General features: G+C 71.3%; 14 protein-coding genes. 11 read left to right on the top strand and 3 right to left on the bottom strand.

Annotated elements, in window-relative coordinates; translation table 11 throughout:
• The first annotated feature begins 156 nt into the window (after nt 1–156).
• Nucleotides 157–1,200: a LacI family DNA-binding transcriptional regulator gene (locus ACH4S9_RS38220; RefSeq protein ID WP_311726924.1), complete on the top strand. Its 1,044-nt coding sequence runs from the start codon at nt 157–159 to the stop codon at nt 1,198–1,200.
• 176 nt (nt 1,201–1,376) lie between these two features.
• Here the strand turns inward: ACH4S9_RS38220 and ACH4S9_RS38215 are convergent, their stop codons facing one another.
• Complete coding sequence (locus tag ACH4S9_RS38215) at nt 1,377–1,949, bottom strand: snapalysin family zinc-dependent metalloprotease (protein ID WP_358848066.1); 573 nt, start codon at nt 1,947–1,949, stop codon at nt 1,377–1,379.
• Nucleotides 1,950–2,172: 223 nt separating this feature from the next.
• Between ACH4S9_RS38215 and recQ the strand changes: the two genes are divergently transcribed.
• The gene (gene recQ / locus ACH4S9_RS38210) at nt 2,173–4,059 is read left to right on the top strand and encodes a DNA helicase RecQ (RefSeq protein WP_398376470.1); all 1,887 of its coding nucleotides are present in this window, start codon (nt 2,173–2,175) and stop codon (nt 4,057–4,059) included.
• Between the two features lie 51 nt (nt 4,060–4,110).
• Here recQ and htpG read toward each other — a convergent pair whose 3' ends face one another.
• Complete coding sequence (gene htpG / locus ACH4S9_RS38205) at nt 4,111–6,024, bottom strand: molecular chaperone HtpG (protein WP_385349783.1); 1,914 nt, start codon at nt 6,022–6,024, stop codon at nt 4,111–4,113.
• A 337-nt stretch (nt 6,025–6,361) separates the two neighbouring features.
• Between htpG and ACH4S9_RS38200 the strand changes: the two genes are divergently transcribed.
• On the top strand, nt 6,362–7,330 hold the full coding sequence (locus tag ACH4S9_RS38200) for an acetylxylan esterase (protein ID WP_358848064.1): 969 nt from the start codon (nt 6,362–6,364) through the stop codon (nt 7,328–7,330).
• 194 nt (nt 7,331–7,524) lie between these two features.
• On the opposite strand, the gene ACH4S9_RS38195 is transcribed toward ACH4S9_RS38200, so the two are convergent.
• On the bottom strand, nt 7,525–8,268 hold the full coding sequence (locus ACH4S9_RS38195) for an SDR family oxidoreductase (RefSeq protein WP_311726928.1): 744 nt from the start codon (nt 8,266–8,268) through the stop codon (nt 7,525–7,527).
• A gap of 230 nt (nt 8,269–8,498) precedes the next feature.
• Between ACH4S9_RS38195 and ACH4S9_RS38190 the strand changes: the two genes are divergently transcribed.
• From ACH4S9_RS38190 to ACH4S9_RS38155, 8 genes are all read left to right on the top strand, one after another.
• The gene (locus ACH4S9_RS38190) at nt 8,499–9,896 is read left to right on the top strand and encodes a cytochrome ubiquinol oxidase subunit I (RefSeq protein ID WP_398376283.1); all 1,398 of its coding nucleotides are present in this window, start codon (nt 8,499–8,501) and stop codon (nt 9,894–9,896) included.
• A gap of 13 nt (nt 9,897–9,909) precedes the next feature.
• The gene (locus ACH4S9_RS38185) at nt 9,910–10,929 is read left to right on the top strand and encodes a cytochrome d ubiquinol oxidase subunit II (RefSeq protein ID WP_361185335.1); all 1,020 of its coding nucleotides are present in this window, start codon (nt 9,910–9,912) and stop codon (nt 10,927–10,929) included.
• Nucleotides 10,930–11,062: 133 nt separating this feature from the next.
• Complete coding sequence (locus tag ACH4S9_RS38180) at nt 11,063–11,542, top strand: SPW repeat protein (protein WP_361185338.1); 480 nt, start codon at nt 11,063–11,065, stop codon at nt 11,540–11,542.
• Between the two features lie 28 nt (nt 11,543–11,570).
• Nucleotides 11,571–11,732: a hypothetical protein gene (locus ACH4S9_RS38175; protein WP_311726932.1), complete on the top strand. Its 162-nt coding sequence runs from the start codon at nt 11,571–11,573 to the stop codon at nt 11,730–11,732.
• Nucleotides 11,733–11,838: 106 nt separating this feature from the next.
• Nucleotides 11,839–12,663 (top strand): LLM class F420-dependent oxidoreductase, encoded by an 825-nt coding sequence (locus tag ACH4S9_RS38170; RefSeq protein ID WP_398376280.1) that lies wholly within the window; start codon nt 11,839–11,841, stop codon nt 12,661–12,663.
• An 18-nt stretch (nt 12,664–12,681) separates the two neighbouring features.
• Nucleotides 12,682–13,128 (top strand): TIGR03668 family PPOX class F420-dependent oxidoreductase, encoded by a 447-nt coding sequence (locus tag ACH4S9_RS38165; protein ID WP_311726934.1) that lies wholly within the window; start codon nt 12,682–12,684, stop codon nt 13,126–13,128.
• 101 nt (nt 13,129–13,229) lie between these two features.
• Nucleotides 13,230–13,988 carry an HdeD family acid-resistance protein gene (locus ACH4S9_RS38160; protein WP_311726935.1) on the top strand — a complete coding sequence of 253 codons (759 nt, stop codon included), beginning with the start codon at nt 13,230–13,232 and terminating at the stop codon, nt 13,986–13,988.
• Nucleotides 13,989–14,136: 148 nt separating this feature from the next.
• A complete protein-coding gene (locus ACH4S9_RS38155) occupies nt 14,137–15,210 on the top strand; it encodes a LacI family DNA-binding transcriptional regulator (RefSeq protein WP_398376277.1) in 1,074 nt (357 codons plus the stop codon).
• Nucleotides 15,211–15,240: the final 30 nt, after the last annotated feature.

Genomic DNA, 15,240 nt, shown 5'->3' with positions numbered 1-15,240 from the left:
CGACTCAACCGTGGGGCTCGGGGGGTGCGGGGGTCAAGTCACGGGCAGATAACGATGCGAAATCCAAGGTCCAGCGATCATGGAGGGTGGGTTCCCTTCGACGGCGTACAGTGGCGGACGTAGACCGTTTCACAGGACACCGGAGAGAGAGAACCCATGGCCCGCACGAGCGGCCGGCGCCGCGTGACGATCACGGATGTCGCACAGCACGCCGGGGTCTCGACGTCAGCCGTGTCCAAGGTGCTGCGCAACGCCTACGGCGTGAGCCCCGCCATGCACGAGCGCGTGCGCTCCGCCATGGCCGAGCTCGACTACCGCCCGCACGCCGCCGCCCGCGGCATGCGCGGCCGGACGTACACGATCGGCGTCCTGCTGGACAACATCCGCAACGCCTTCTTCGCCGACATCCTCGACGGTGTCAACACCGAGCTGCGAGGCGGCGACTACCAGGTGCTGATCGGCGCGGCCGGCTTCGACGAGGAGGACCAGACCAGACTGGCCCGGGCGCTGGTGGACCGGCAGATGGACGGGCTGATCCTCATCGGCCCCGGCTTCCCCCGCACCGAGGTACTGCGCACGGCGGCCACCGTGCCCACGGTGGTGATCGGCCACCACGACCTGGCCGAGGAGCACGACTCGGTCGTCGACGCCGACGCCCTGGGCGCGGGCCTGGTGATCGACCACCTGGTCCGGCTCGGCCACCGCCGGATCGCCCTGACCTCCACCCACGGCAACCGGGGCAGCGGCTGGTCGGGCACGCCCGAGCGGGTCCAGCGCCGCGGCTACCACGAGGCGATGCGGCGACACGGCCTCCAGGACCTGGCGCGGGTCGCCATGACCGCGTTCTCCGAGGAGGGCGGCTACCGGGCCGGGATGGAGCTGCTGTCCGCGGCGGACCGGCCGACCGCCGTCTTCGGAGGTGCGGACGTGGCCGCGATGGGGGTCTTCCGCGCCGCGCGCGAGCTGGGGCTGCGCATCCCCGAGGACTTCTCGCTGGTGGGCTACAACAACACGGCCGTCGCCGCGCTCGCGCCCGTCCGCCTCACCAGCGTCGACCAGGCGGGCGGCCTGATGGGCACGACGGCGGCGCGGCTGCTCCTGGAGCGCATCGAGGGCCGCACGCGGTCCGTGCTGATGACGGTGTCCCCGACCCTCGTGGTCCGCGGCACCACGGGCCCCCCACCGCCGGCCGACGGGTAGGGGTGTCCGAAGGATCTTTCCCCTCCCCGCCCCTTCCCGCAACCAGGCGCTTCGCCCCTGGACCCCCGCGGTCTGGGGCTACCGCTCCGCAGCGTGGCCGCCGCAGGCGTCAAGATCCGCCGGCCGACGGCCAGGCGGCTGCGGGCCGGGAGGGGGGCTCCCGGCCCGCGTGGGGGTCAGTCCACGAACAGGAGGTCGCGGGTGGCCGCCGCACCCGTGAGCGCGCCGGCGAAGTTGTCCTCGACCTCGGCCTTCTCCGCCGCGTTGGGGTTGGGGTTGGTGCACGGGATGCCGGCCGTGGAGCCGGACATCAGGCTCGAGCAGGGGCCCGGCTTCATGTCGGGCAGCCCCAGGATGTGGCCGAACTCGTGGGACGAGATCCGCACGGTGTTGTAGCCCTCGTCGACGGCCTGCCGCCCGAAGTAGATCGTGCCGCTGCCCAGGCTGGACGTGGCGGTGCGCGGCCAGCCGTTGTCCGCGATGATGCGGATGTTCGCCCGCTGGCCCGAGGCGACCGGCTTCAGGTCCACGTTCGCCACGCTGTCGTTCCAGATCGCGGCGCCCTTGGTGACGGCGTCCTTGAACTCCGCGGCCTGGGACGCGTCGTACGTCAGCACCCTCGCGGCGATGGCGTGCTGCTGCGCCGACCCTGACCCGGACGCGGGCGCCGCCACCGCCTGGCCGCCCGCCAGGGCGAGCACCGCCACCGCGACGGCGGGTAATGCGCGCAGAGCCTTGCTTGATCTCACGATCGGCCTCCTCGTGGGGTAAGGGCTGTATCGATATGCGGCTACGCCGCGCGGTTGTTGACGCGGGCATGACGATCCCACATGCCTCACGGCCACATTGCCCACCCACAGCCATCCCCAACCGGCCCCCGCGGGCGGCCGCCGCCCGGCACGATCCACCTTTTCGGCCTACTAGACTCGCCGGGTGCCTCTCCCCGAGAACGATCCCCTCACGAACGGTGACATCGGCGACCCGGACCCCGGCGGCCCGGACACAAGAGAGCCGGTCCCGAGCGGCGCGAGCGACGCGCTGCGCGTCCTCGGCCGGGTCTTCGGCTACGACTCGTTCCGGGGCGATCAGCAGGAGATCATCGACCATGTGATCGCCGGGGGCGACGCGCTGGTCCTGATGCCGACGGGCGGCGGCAAGTCGCTGTGCTACCAGATCCCCGCGCTGGTCAGGAAGGGCGTCGGGGTCGTCGTCTCGCCGCTCATCGCGCTGATGCAGGACCAGGTCGACGCGCTGCGGGCGCTCGGCGTGCGGGCGGGGTTCCTCAACTCCACCCAGGACCTGGACGAGCGGCGGCTGGTCGAGGCGGAGTTTCTCGCGGGCGAGCTGGACCTGCTGTACCTCGCGCCGGAGCGGCTGCGGGTGGAGTCGACGCTCTCGCTGCTGGGCCGAGGCTCGATCTCGCTGTTCGCCATCGACGAGGCGCACTGTGTGGCCCAGTGGGGCCATGACTTCCGGCCCGACTATCTGGCCCTGTCCGAGCTGCACGAGCGCTGGCCCGACGTACCCCGTATCGCGCTGACCGCGACGGCCACCGAGGCCACCCACGCCGAGATCGCCTCGCGGCTGAAGCTCCAGGACGCCCGCCACTTCGTGGCCAGCTTCGACCGGCCCAACATCCAGTACCGCATCGCGCCCAAGAACGACCCCAAGCGCCAGCTGCTGGAGCTGCTGCGCACCGAGCACCCGGGGGACGCGGGCATCATCTACTGCCTGTCCCGGGCCTCGGTCGAGAAGACCGCCGAGTTCCTGGTGCAGAACGGGATCGCGGCGCTGCCGTACCACGCGGGGCTCGACGCCCGGACCCGGGCCGAGAACCAGGCGCGGTTTCTGCGGGAGGACGGGCTGGTCGTGGTCGCCACGATCGCGTTCGGCATGGGCATCGACAAGCCCGATGTGCGGTTCGTCGCCCATCTGGATCTGCCCAAGTCGGTCGAGGGCTACTACCAGGAGACCGGCCGGGCCGGGCGGGACGGGCAGCCCTCCACCGCCTGGCTGGCGTACGGCCTCCAGGACGTCGTGCAGCAGCGCAAGATGATCGACGGCTCTGAGGGTGACGCGGCCCACCGGCGCCGCCTCGCCGCCCATCTCGACGCGATGCTGGCGCTGTGCGAGACGGTCGAGTGCCGTCGTGTGGGGCTGCTCGCGTACTTCGGCCAGCCGAGCACCGCGTGCGGCAACTGCGACACCTGTCTGACGCCCCCGGAGTCCTGGGACGGCACCGTCGCCGCGCAGAAGCTGCTGTCCACGGTGGTGCGGCTCAAGCGGGAGCGGAACCAGAAGTTCGGCGCCGGTCAGTTGATCGACATCCTGCTCGGCAAGAAGACCGCCAAGGTGATCCAGTTCGACCACGACTCCCTGTCCGTGTTCGGGATCGGCACGGAGCTGCGCGAGGCCGAATGGCGGGGCGCGGTGCGCCAGTTGCTCGCCCAGGGGCTGATCGCCGTGGAGGGCGACTACGGCACGCTGGTGCTCTCCGAGATGAGCGGCGAGGTGCTGGGCGGGCAGCGCCAGGTGATGCTGCGGCGCGAGCCGGAGCGGGCGCCCCGGGCCGCGAAGGCGTCCTCGTCCGGCAAGTCCGGCCGCGCCGCCGCCGCTCCGGCCGATCTGGCGCCGGAGGCGGTGCCGGTGTTCGAGCGGCTGCGGGCATGGCGCGCGGCCACCGCCAAGGAGCAGGGCGTCCCGGCGTATGTGATCTTCCATGACGCCACGCTGCGCCAGATCGCGACGCTGTCGCCCGGCACCCTGGCGGAGCTCGGCACGGTCAGCGGTGTCGGCGAGAACAAGCTGGCCAAGTACGGGCAGTCGATCCTGGACACGCTCGCGCTCACGGAGGAGTGACGCGGGTGAGGGGCGGGTCCGGCCGGACCCGCCCCTCACCCGGTTTCCGCGCTACAGCGTCTGTTGCAGCCGGTCCGCCATCAGCGTGATGAAGCGCCCCGGGTCGCTCAGCTCGCCGCCCTCGGCGAGCAGCGCCATGCCGTGGATCAGCTCGGCCGTCTCCGCAAGACCGTCCCCCTCCGCGTTCGCGCCGTGGGCCTCGCGCAGGCCGGTCACCAGCGGGTGCGTGGGGTTGAGTTCGAGGATGCGCTTGATCTGGGGCATGTCCTGGCCCATGGCGCGGAACATGTTCTCCAGCGCCGGGGTGACATCGTGGGTGTCACCGACGATGCAGGCGGGCGAGGTGGTCAGCCGGGAGGACAGCCGCACCTCCTTCACCTGCTCGCTCAGGGTCTTCGTCATCCAGGACAGCAGCTCGGCGAAGTCCTTCTGCCGCTGCTCGCGCTCGGCCTCGCCCTCCTTCTTCTCCTCCTCGGTGTCGAGGTCGACCTCGCCCTTGGCGATCGACTGGAACTGCTTGCCGTCGAACTCCGGCACGGACCCGATCCACATCTCGTCGATCGGGTCGGTGAGCAGCAGCACCTCGTAGCCCTTGGCCCGGAAGGCCTCCATGTGGGGCGAGCTCTCGATGATCGAGCGCGACTCGCCCGTCACGTAGTAGATGTGCTGCTGGCCCTCCTTCATGCGGTCCAGGTACTGCCGCAGGGTGGTGGGCCGCTCCGCGTCGTGGGTCGAGGCGAAGGAGGAGATCTCCAGGATCGCGTCGCGGTTGTCGAAGTCGTCGAGGAGGCCTTCCTTGACGGCGCGGCCGAACTCCCGCCAGAACGTGGCGTAGCCCTCGGCGTTGGCGGACATCATGTCCTTGACCGTCGACAGCACCTTCTTGACCAGGCGCCGGCGCATCAGCTGGATCTGGCGGTCCTGCTGGAGGGTCTCGCGGGACACGTTCAGCGACAGGTCCTGCGCGTCGACGACGCCCTTGACGAAGCGCAGATACTCCGGCATGAGCTCTTCGCAGTCGTCCATGATGAACACGCGCTTGACGTAGAGCTGCACACCGCGCTTGCGCTCCCGCATGAACAGGTCCAGCGGCGCCTGGGACGGGATGAACAGCAGCGCCTGGTACTCGAAGGTCCCCTCCGCCTGCATGCGGATGGTCTCGAGCGGGTTGTTCCAGTCGTGGCTGATGTGCTTGTAGAACTCGTGGTACTCGTCGTCGGAGACCTCGTCCCTGGAGCGCGCCCACAGCGCCTTCATCGAGTTGAGCGTCTCGGGCTCGACGGCGGGCTCGGCCTCTTCTTCCTTGTCCGAGGCGGTGTCCGAGGCGGCGTCCACGGCCGTGTCCGCGGCCGTGGACTCGGCGGCCATGCGGATGGGCCAGGTGATGAAGTCGGAGTATCGCTTGACGATCTCCTTGATCTTCCGCGGGGAGGTGTAGTCGTAGAGGTGGTCCTCGGTGTCCTCCGGCTTCAGCCGCAGGGTCACGGAGGTGCCCTGGGGCGCCTCGTCGACCGCCTCGATCGTGTAGGTGCCCTCGCCGGTGGAGTCCCAGCGGGTGCCCTGGCTCTCCGTCGCGTGCCGCGTCACCAGCGTGACCTGGTCGGCCACCATGAAGCCGGAGTAGAAGCCGACGCCGAACTGCCCGATGAGATCGTCCGGAGCCGCGGCGTCCTTCGCCCCCTCCTTCGACTCCTTCAGTTCGCGCAGGAACTCGGCGGTGCCGGACTTGGCTATGGTCCCGATGAGCTGGACCACGTCGTCATGCGACATGCCGATGCCGTTGTCGCGCACGGTCAGCGTGCGGTGCTCGTCGTCCACCTCGATCTCGATGTGCAGATCGGAGGTGTCCGCCCGCAACTCCTCGCCTCGGAGCGCTTCCAGCCGCAGTTTGTCCAACGCGTCGGACGCGTTGGAGATGAGCTCCCGGAGGAAGACGTCCTTGTTGGAGTAGATGGAGTGGATCATCAACTGCAAGAGCTGGCGCGCCTCGACCTGAAACTCGAACGTTTCGGCCTGTGTGTTCACATGCTTCCCTTCACGAGCGAGTACCTGACGCCAGCTTAGAGGCGGCCGCCGCCCTCGGAGGGGCGGAACGGGGCAGGACTAGGGGGGTACGAACCGGCATGCTGACGCCCGGCCCGGCGGCCACGGCGTCGGTGCGGCCTGTTGGGCCCTTGCCAGGGGATACGGCACGATGATTTTCTTCGCACGGCATGAGCCGCCTCGGCGCGATCAGGCGACATCGTCGGTCCGAGACATGCCCCGTCCGTGCGTCCTGGCGTCAAGAGGGAGCTGCCTGCCCATGGCCCTGTTCGACCTTCCGCTCGATCAACTGCGCGACTACCGGCCGCGGATCGCCGAACCCGAGGACTTCGACCGGTTCTGGGAGAAGACCCTCGCCGAGGCTCGCGAACACGAGCTGAACGCCACGTTCACGCCGGTCCGCACGGCGCTCACCGGTATGGAGGTGTACGACGTCACCTTCGCGGGGTTCGGCGGCCACCCGGTCAAGGGCTGGTTTCTGCACCCGGCCGGGGCCCGGGAGCCACTGCCGGTCGTGGTCGAGTACATCGGCTACGGCGGCGGCCGCGGGCTGCCGCACACCCATCTGGTGTGGCCGGCCGCGGGCTTCGCCCATCTCGTGATGGACACCCGTGGCCAGGGCAGCGGCTGGACCAACGGTGACACCCCGGACCCGGTCGGCTCGGCGCCCGCGTACCCGGGGTTCATGACCCGGGGCATCGAGAACCCCGAGGACTACTACTACCGGCGGGTCTTCACCGACGCCGTGCGCGCGGTGGAGGCGGCCCGCTCCCACCCGCTGACCGACCCCGCCCGCACCGCGGTCGTCGGCGCCAGCCAGGGCGGGGGCATCGCGCTGGCCGTGGGCGGCCTGGTGCCCGACCTGGCCGCGATCGCCCCCGACGTGCCCTTCCTGTGCCACTTCCCGCGGGCGGCGACGCTGACCGACCGCGATCCGTACCGCGAGATCGGCAACTACCTCAAGACCCACCGCGGCAAGGACGAGCGGATCTTCCGCACGCTCTCCTATTTCGACGGGGTCCACTTCGCCGCCCGGGGGCGGGCGCCGGCGCTCTTCTCGACCGCGCTGGAGGACCAGACCTGCCCGCCGTCCACCGTGTTCGCCGCTTACAACACCTACGCGGGCGAGGACAAGCGCATCGAGGTGTACTCGTTCAACGGCCACGAGGGCGGCGGCCCCGTCCACCAGGAGGTCCAGCTGGACTGGCTGCCGCCGAAACTGCGGTAGTCCCCGAGCACCCCAAGGGCGGACGGCCGGGCCCGGAGATGGTTGAGAGCCTTCGGGGAGGCTCCCTCCGGACCGGCCGTCCGTCCTTCTTTCCCCCCACCTTGTGGGGATAAAGCCTGGCTGGTGGCCGGCGGCGGGGGCAGGGCCGTCCGACCCCGGAACCAGGGCCGTCCGGCCCTGGACGAATGATCGGTTCAGCGGCCGAACTGCGCGCCACCGTTGATGTGGAGCACCTGGCCGGTGACATAGGCCCCCTCCGGGGAGGCCAGATAGCGGATGGCGGCCGCGATCTCGGCGGGGTGGCCGGGCTGCCCGGTGAGCGTCTGCCCGATCTGCTGCGCGATGAACTCGGGAGTGCCCCGCTCGCCGAAGAACTCGGTGTCCTGGACATAGCCGGGGGCCACCGCGTTGACCGTGACGCCCTCCGCGCCGAGCCGCTTGGCCAGGTCGTAGGTGTAGACGTGCAGATGCGCCTTGGTGCCGCCGTAGGAGCCGGGGCCGCGCAGCGACGCCACGGAGGACAGGTGCACGATCCGGCCGCCGGGCCGGGTGAGGTGCGGCAGCAGGCCTTCGGTCAGCAGCACCGCGGTCAGCACATTGGCCGTGAAGTTCCGCTGGAACTGGTCGGCTATGCCTTCGAGGGTGCCGTCGTTGCCGGGCGCGACATTGCCGCCCGCGTTGGTGACCACGACGTCGACCGGGCCGTCCGCGGCGATGAACTCGACGGCGCGCCGGGTCTGCCCGGGGTCACTGAGGTCGGCACTGGTCCAGGTGACCAGGTCGGCCCCGTGCGCGGCGTTGACCTTGTCCGCCGCGGCGCGCAGCACCTCGGCGCGGCGGCCGAGGATGACCACCCGGTCCCCGTCGGCGGCGAAGGACTCGGCGGTCGCGAGCCCGATGCCCGTGCCGCCGCCCGACACCACGATCCGTCGTCCCATCCCGGCCTCCCCGTGCAACTTATTGAACCTTGGCCATATCCGTGAACAGACGCTAGGGAGTAAGCGCTTTCCCGTCAAGGGGCCCACCGACCCTCGGGGCCTCGACGGGCCGTCGGCGAGCTCCTCGCTCCGGACCGCCGTTCGGCCGTATCCGCGTTTGGCCGCCGGGCCGCCGGGATACGGCAGCGTTTGGCTCCATGCCTTGCCCCGCCCCGCCCCGGAGGCTCCAGGTGTTCGCTGTCCCGCTCGCTCACGCCGCCACCGAGGGCGATCTCAGCGGGGCCCGGGCGCAGATGGGGTTCTCGCTGGCCTGGCACATCGTGGTGGCCTGTCTGGGGGTGGGGCTGCCGCTGCTCACCCTGATCGCCGAATGGCGGGGGTGGCGCACCGGGGATCCGGCCCTGCGGATCCTGGCCCGGCGATGGGCGCGGGCCATGGGGGTGCTGTTCGCGGTCGGCGCGGTGTCGGGCACGATCCTCAGCTTTGAGCTCGGGCTGCTGTGGCCGGGGCTGATGGGGACGTACGGGCAGGTGATCGGGTTGCCGTTCGCGCTGGAGGGGATCGCGTTCTTCATCGAGGCGATCTTCGTGGGCCTCTATCTCTACGCGTGGGACCGGCTGTCGCCCGGCAAACACCTGCTCACCGGGGTGCCGATCGTCGTCGCCGGGGTGGCCTCGGCGTTCTTCGTGGTGTGTGCCAACGCCTGGATGAACCAGCCGCGTGGCTTCGAGCTGTCCCGCGACGGGCGCGTGGTGTCCGTCGACCCCTGGGCCGCGATGATCAACCCGGCCGCGCCACCGCAGACCACGCATATGATCCTGGCCGCGCTGATGGTGGCCGCGTTTCTGACCGCGAGTGTGTACGCGGTGGCGCTGCTGCGCGGCCGCCGGGACCGGTACCACCGGGCCGGGTTCTTCATCCCGTTCACGGTCGGGGCGGTGGTCACCCCCTTCCAACTGGTCGTCGGGGACTGGGCGGCCCGTTTCGTGGCCGAGTTCCAGCCGGCCAAGCTCGCCGCCATCGAGGGCGTCTACCGCACCGGCGACCATGCGCCGCTGACGATCCTCGGCATCAGCAACGGCCACAGCGGGCTCAAGTACGGCCTGGAGATCCCGAGCGGTCTGTCGCTGCTGATCGGCTACAGCCCGGACACCGTGGTGCGCGGCCTGTCGGAGGTGCCCCGGTCCCAGTGGCCCGCCGTGACCGGGGTCCATCTCGCCTTCGACCTGATGGTGGGGGCGGGGATGTTCCTGCTGTTCATGGGCGTATGGCTGGTGCTCGCCCGGTGGTGGCGGCGGCGCTCCGGCACCGACGACATCCTGAGCGTGCCCGGCACCCGGGCCTTCCTGCTCCTCGCGGTCCTGACCGGACCGGCCGCCGTGGTGGCCCTGGAGTGCGGATGGGTGGTCACCGAGCTGGGCCGTCAGCCCTGGGTCGTGCAGGGGATCATGACGGTCCGGGACGCGGTGAACCCCGCGCCCGGGCTGCTGAACGGGCTGTGGCTGGTGCTGCTGGTCTATTTCGGCATGACGGTGGCCACCGTGTACGTGCTGCGCCGGCTGGCCCGGGACCGGCCGGTGCCGATCGCCCCGCAGGACAGCGACGTGCCCCGGTATCCGGTGACATGAGAGGGGCCGGCCGGTGCTCGCGAATCTGACGCTCGCGGTGATGTGGATCGGGCTCACCTGCTACGCCCTGTTCGGCGGCGCCGACTTCGGGGCCGGGCTGTGGGACCTGCTGGCGGGCCGCAGCGGGCCCGGCGCGCCGCGGCGGGCCCTCATCGAGCACACCATCGGGCCGGTGTGGGAGGCCAACCACGTCTGGCTGATCTTCGTGGTGGTGCTGCTGTGGGCGGGCTTCTCGCCGGTCTTCGCGGCCGTGATGTCCACGCTCTACATCCCGCTCACCCTGACCGCGCTCGGCATCATCGCGCGCGGCGCGGCCTTCGCCTTCCGCAAGGCCAGCACCGAGCTGTGGCAGAAACGGCTGTTCGGGGCCTGCTTCGCGCTGTCGTCCGTGCTCACCCCCTTCTTCCTGGGCACCGTCGCCGGCGGTGTCGCCTCGGGCCGTATCCCACCGGGGCTGGCGGCCGGGAACCTGATCACCAGTTGGCTGAACCCCACCTCCCTGCTGGGCGGGGTGCTGGCGGTGCTGACCTGCGCGCACCTCGCCGCCGTCTATCTGTGCGCGGAGACCGCCCGCCTGGGACGCCCGGAGCTGGGGGCGTGGTTCCGGACCCGGGCGCTGGTCAGCGGGCTGGCCGCCGGAGCGGTGGCGCTGGCCGGGATCGCGATCCTGCACGCCGACGCCCCGCACCTGTTCCATGGGCTCACCCATCGCGCCCTGGCGCTGGTGCTGCTCAGCGCCTGTGCCGGGGTGGCCGCCCTGGCGCTGCTGCGGGGCAACCCCGGCCTGGCCCGGCCGCTGGCGGCGCTGGCGGTGGCGGCGATCCTCTGGGCGTGGGGCGTGGCCCAGTACCCGGCCATGCTCGTCCCCGGTGTCACCGTCGGCGATGCCGCGTCCACCCACGCGGTGCTCGCCGCCTGCCTGCTCAGCCTGGCGATCGGCTCGCTGGTCCTGGTGCCGTCCCTGTGGTGGCTCTACTCGGTGTTCCAGCACGAGCCGGACGCGGAGCCGTCGCCGGGCGACGCCGCCCACTAGGCCCGGACAGGGCCTCGGGGTGTGCGGCTGATCTCGGCGCCCATTTATGTCGATGTTTATGGCGGTCCGCGCGATACCGGACCGCATATCGGGCACTCGGGGCTCTGGAGCGAAATGATTGCAGGAGGCGATCATGACGGAACCGACCCATGCGACTATGGAGTCGCATCCCGACATCCTGGAGATGCGGGAACGCCACACCTGGGCCGAGCGGGCGGCGAGCACTCCCGCGGCCCAGGCCGTCGAAGCGATATCCCTGATCACCGGCCTCTACCTTGCCGCATCCGCCTGGATCGTGGGTTTCAACGGCATGATGACCCTGGCCGTGACCAACCTGATCGTCGGAGTCGCTTACGCGCTGCTGATGGGCGGCTTCGGCCATGCCTATGAGCGCACCCACGGCATGGCATGGGCCGCCGCGCTGCTGGGCGTGTGGACCATCATCGCGCCGTGGGTGGTCTCGGGAGCCGTGGCCACCATGCGCACCATCATCAGCAACGTCGTCGTCGGCGCTGTCGCCCTGGTACTGGCGCTCGCCGCCAGCTCGCTCGCGCAGAAGGCTGCCCCGGGCAGCCAGGGCAGCCGGGGCACGACCGCTCGTGCGGGGCGCTGACGGCCCGGAACAAGAGCGGAGGCGTGCCATGACCGAGCCCTACCGCTCCACCCCGTCCCAAGCGGAAGGCGAGCGAGAGAACGAAGTGCCTGCCGAAGCCATGCATCCCGACGTACCGGTCACGACCCCCTCGCAGGCGGAGGGGGAGCGCGAAGAGGAGGAGGAGACGGAGGAGGAGACGAAGGAGTAGCGACTTCACCAGGGCTCGGAGGCCCGCGGCCCCAACCGGGGTCCGAGCCGGGCCGGTGACGGCGATCACTGGCCCTCCTCGATCCTCGATCACGGGAGGACCCGCCGTGAAATTCGGTATCTCGACCTTCGTCACCGACCAGGGAGTCAGCCCGGCCGCGCTGGGGCGGGCCCTCGACGAGCGGGCGTTCGACTCGCTCTTCATCGCCGAGCACACCCATATCCCCGTGGAGCGGCGCTCCCCCTACCCGGGCGGCGGCGAGCTGCCGGAGATCTACTACCGCACGCTCGACCCGTTCATCGTGCTGAGCACCGCGGCCGCGGTCACCGAGCGGCTGCTGCTGGGGACCGGCGTCGCCTTGGTGGCACAGCGGGACCCGATCGTCACGGCGAAGGAGGTGGCCTCGCTGGACCTGGTCTCCGGCGGGCGGGCCGTCTTCGGGGTCGGTGTCGGCTGGAACCGCGAGGAGATGGAGAACCACGGTACGGACCCGACCACGCGCGGCCGTCTGGTGAATGAGCGGCTGCGCGCGATGCGGGAGCTCTGGACCACGGAAAAGGCCGAATTCCACGGCGAATTCGTGAACTTCGACCCGGTGTACCTGTGGCCCAAGCCGGTGCGGCGCCCGTACCCGCCGATCTATGTGGGCGGCGGTGAGAGCGCCTTCCCCCGGATCGCCGCGCTCGGGGACGCCTGGCTGGCCAACAGCGTTCCGCCGGAGCAACTGGGCCCGCAGATCGAGCGGCTGCGCGAGGTGGCCGGCCGGGATGTGCCGGTGACGGTGTACGGGGTGCCGGACACCCCCGAGGTGATCGACGGGTACGCGCGGGTCGGGGTGGAGCGGGTCCTGTTCTTTCTGACGACCGCGCCGGAGCCGGAAACGCTCCGCGATCTCGACACGATGGCCCAGGTCGCCGCCCGGTTCCGGTGAGCGGCCGGCGGCCGCGCGATGCCCACGATGACGAGCGCCCGGGCGCGGGGGCGCTTCGCGCTGGCCAGGGTCGCCCGGCTGGCGACCGTCGGCGACGGGGGGCGGCCCCATCTGGTGCCGGTGGTGTTCGCGCTGACCGGGGACACGGTGGCCACGGCGGTCGACCACAAACCGAAGCGGTCGGCGCGGCTCAGGCGTCTGGACAATATCCGGGTCAACCCCGCCGTATGCCTCCTGGTGGACGCCTACGACGAGGACTGGGACCTCTTGTGGTGGGCGCGGGCCGACGGCACGGCCCGTGTTCTGCCACCCGCCGACGGGTCGGCCGCCTCCGCCGGGTACGTCGGGCTGCTCGCCGCCAAATACGCGGCGCAGTACGCGGACCGGCCCCCGCGGGGGCCGGTCGTGGAGATCGCGGTGGACCGGTGGAGCGGCTGGCAGGCCACCGAGGGCGATAACACGTGAGCCCGACCGGGGCCACCGCGCCATCAGGCGAAGAGACGCATACGGGGAGAGGATGGTGGTGTCGGATACGGCCTTCTGTTCCATCAAGGAGGTGGACGGCCATGAGTTTCTCCTCCGACGACGCACACGGCGCCGAGCAGCGGCGCGAGCAACCCTATGGCGCCGAACAGCGAGGTGCCGAACAACGGGGTACGGAGCCTTACGGCGCCGAACGGCGAGGCGAACGGCCCCCCGAGGCCGAGGCCCCGCTCCCCGGTCTCCTGACCACGTTGTCCAACGCCGCCTGGCAGGTCCTGGTGACCACGGGCCTCGTGGCGGTCGCACTGGGCGTCATGGTGCTGGTCTGGCCAGGGGAGACCCTGGCGGTACTCGGTGCCCTGTTCGGCGCCTATCTGGTGGTCACCGGGGTCTTCCAGCTGGCGGGGGCCTTCGGCGCACATGTGCCGGGGCATCTGCGGGTGCTGAGCGTCATCAGCGGCGCGCTCGCCGTGCTGCTCGGTCTGCTCTGCTTCCGCGGACCGGCGCAGTCGATCCTGCTGCTGGCCCTGTGGATCGGGTTCTCGTGGCTGCTGCGGGGCGTCATGATGACCGCCGCGGCCATCTCCCACGAGGGGATGCCGGCCCGCGGCTGGCAGATCTTCCTCGGCGTCGTCAGCATGCTGGGCGGCATCATCCTGATCGTCGCGCCCTTCGGCTCCATCACGGCGCTCGCCGTGGTGGCCGGCATCTGGCTGCTGGCGCTGGGCGTGCTCGAGGTCTTCCACGGCGTCCAGCTGCGTGTCGAGCTGGGCCACCACGCCCCGGGCAGGGCGGAACACCGCCCGCACTTCCCGGGCTTCCGGCCGCACCCCCAGCCGTAGCCCCGTAGCCGTGGCCCGTAGGCGTGGCCCATGGCGGTGACCCCGTTCATGGCTCTCCCCGCGCGCCTCCCCCGCTGTTAGCCTCTGGTCCGGCAACCGGTTGTCACGCGGTTGCCCGACTCGGGGGCAGGCGAGCGAGGGGTGGGCCATGGTGCGGAAGGGCGGCGGGGACCTCGGGGGGCGCCGCAGCACGATCCGGGACGTCGCGGCCCGCGCGGGGGTGTCCGCGTCCACGGTGTCGCGGGTGCTCGGCGGCGTGTATCCGGTGAGCACGCGGACGCGTGCCCGGGTGCAGCGGGCCGTGCGCGAGCTGGACTATGTCGCCGATGCCCACGCCAAAGCGGTGGCGGGCGCCGGCACCCCGGCGCTCGCGTTCGTCCTGGACGACATCACCGGGCCGTCGTTCGCGCTCATGGCGCACGGGGTGGAGCGCGAGGCGGCCCGGCTCGGCCATCTGTGCCTGGTGTGCAGCACCGACGGGGACACCGGCCACGAGCTGGGGTTCATCGAGAGGATGCGGGCCCAGCGCGCCGCCGCCGTGATCCTGGTGGGCGGCGCCGTGGACAGCCCCGAGTACCGCCGGCGCATGGCCCGCGTCGCCGATTCACTGGCCTCGGCCGGGTCGCGGCTGGTCCTGTGCGGGCGGCCGCCGCTGGCCCCCGGCACCCCGGTGACGGTCATCGAGTACGACAACGAGAACGGGGCCTTCGCGCTGTGCGCCCATGTCCTCGCCCAGGGCCACCGGCGGGTCCTCTTCCTCGGGGGCAGCCCGGAGAACACGGCGGCCCAGGGCCGCGAGCGCGGCTATCTGGCCGCGCACCGCGCCCGCGGCATCGAGCCGGACCCGGCGCTGCGCCTGTCCGGCGACTTCACCCGTGACTCGGGCCACCGCCTGCTGCGCCGGGCCCTGGACCAGGGGCTCGCGTTCACCGCCGTGATGGCCGCCACGGACATGGTCGCGGCGGGGGCGCTCACCGCTCTGCACGAGGCGGGGCTGAGCGTACCCGGCGATGTGTCGCTCGCCGGGTACGACGACATCCCGTTCGCGCGCGATCTGCACCCGCCGCTGACCACGGTCCATGTGCCCTACGAGCAACTGGGCCGCCTCGCCGTCCGTACGAGCCTGGGCAGAACACCGGACGCCCCGGACGAACACCTGCTCCTGGGCACCCATGTGGTGATCCGCGACTCGGTGGCCCCACCCGCCGGGGCACCGCTCTGACCGGCGCGGCAACCGGTTTCCCCCACGGGG

It is taken from the genome of Streptomyces sp. NPDC021225 (genome assembly GCF_044332865.1).
In the GTDB taxonomy this organism is placed as follows: Bacteria; Actinomycetota; Actinomycetes; order Streptomycetales; family Streptomycetaceae; genus Streptomyces.
The sequence above is the reverse complement of the archived record's forward strand: the minus strand, read 5'-3'. Positions and strand labels throughout refer to the sequence as shown.

What these genes read in the sequence shown, in the direction of transcription:
- ACH4S9_RS38155 (WP_398376277.1), top strand. Translation starts at nt 14,137, where the DNA reads ATGGTGCGGAAGGGCGGCGGGGACCTCGGGGGGCGCCGCAGCACGATC.
- htpG (WP_385349783.1), bottom strand. Translation starts at nt 6,024, where the DNA reads ATGATCCACTCCATCTACTCCAACAAGGACGTCTTCCTCCGGGAGCTC.
- ACH4S9_RS38180 (WP_361185338.1), top strand. Translation starts at nt 11,063, where the DNA reads ATGACGGAACCGACCCATGCGACTATGGAGTCGCATCCCGACATCCTG.
- ACH4S9_RS38165 (WP_311726934.1), top strand. Translation starts at nt 12,682, where the DNA reads ATGCCCACGATGACGAGCGCCCGGGCGCGGGGGCGCTTCGCGCTGGCC.
- ACH4S9_RS38175 (WP_311726932.1), top strand. Translation starts at nt 11,571, where the DNA reads ATGACCGAGCCCTACCGCTCCACCCCGTCCCAAGCGGAAGGCGAGCGA.
- ACH4S9_RS38200 (WP_358848064.1), top strand. Translation starts at nt 6,362, where the DNA reads ATGGCCCTGTTCGACCTTCCGCTCGATCAACTGCGCGACTACCGGCCG.
- ACH4S9_RS38220 (WP_311726924.1), top strand. Translation starts at nt 157, where the DNA reads ATGGCCCGCACGAGCGGCCGGCGCCGCGTGACGATCACGGATGTCGCA.
- ACH4S9_RS38160 (WP_311726935.1), top strand. Translation starts at nt 13,230, where the DNA reads ATGAGTTTCTCCTCCGACGACGCACACGGCGCCGAGCAGCGGCGCGAG.
- ACH4S9_RS38195 (WP_311726928.1), bottom strand. Translation starts at nt 8,268, where the DNA reads ATGGGACGACGGATCGTGGTGTCGGGCGGCGGCACGGGCATCGGGCTC.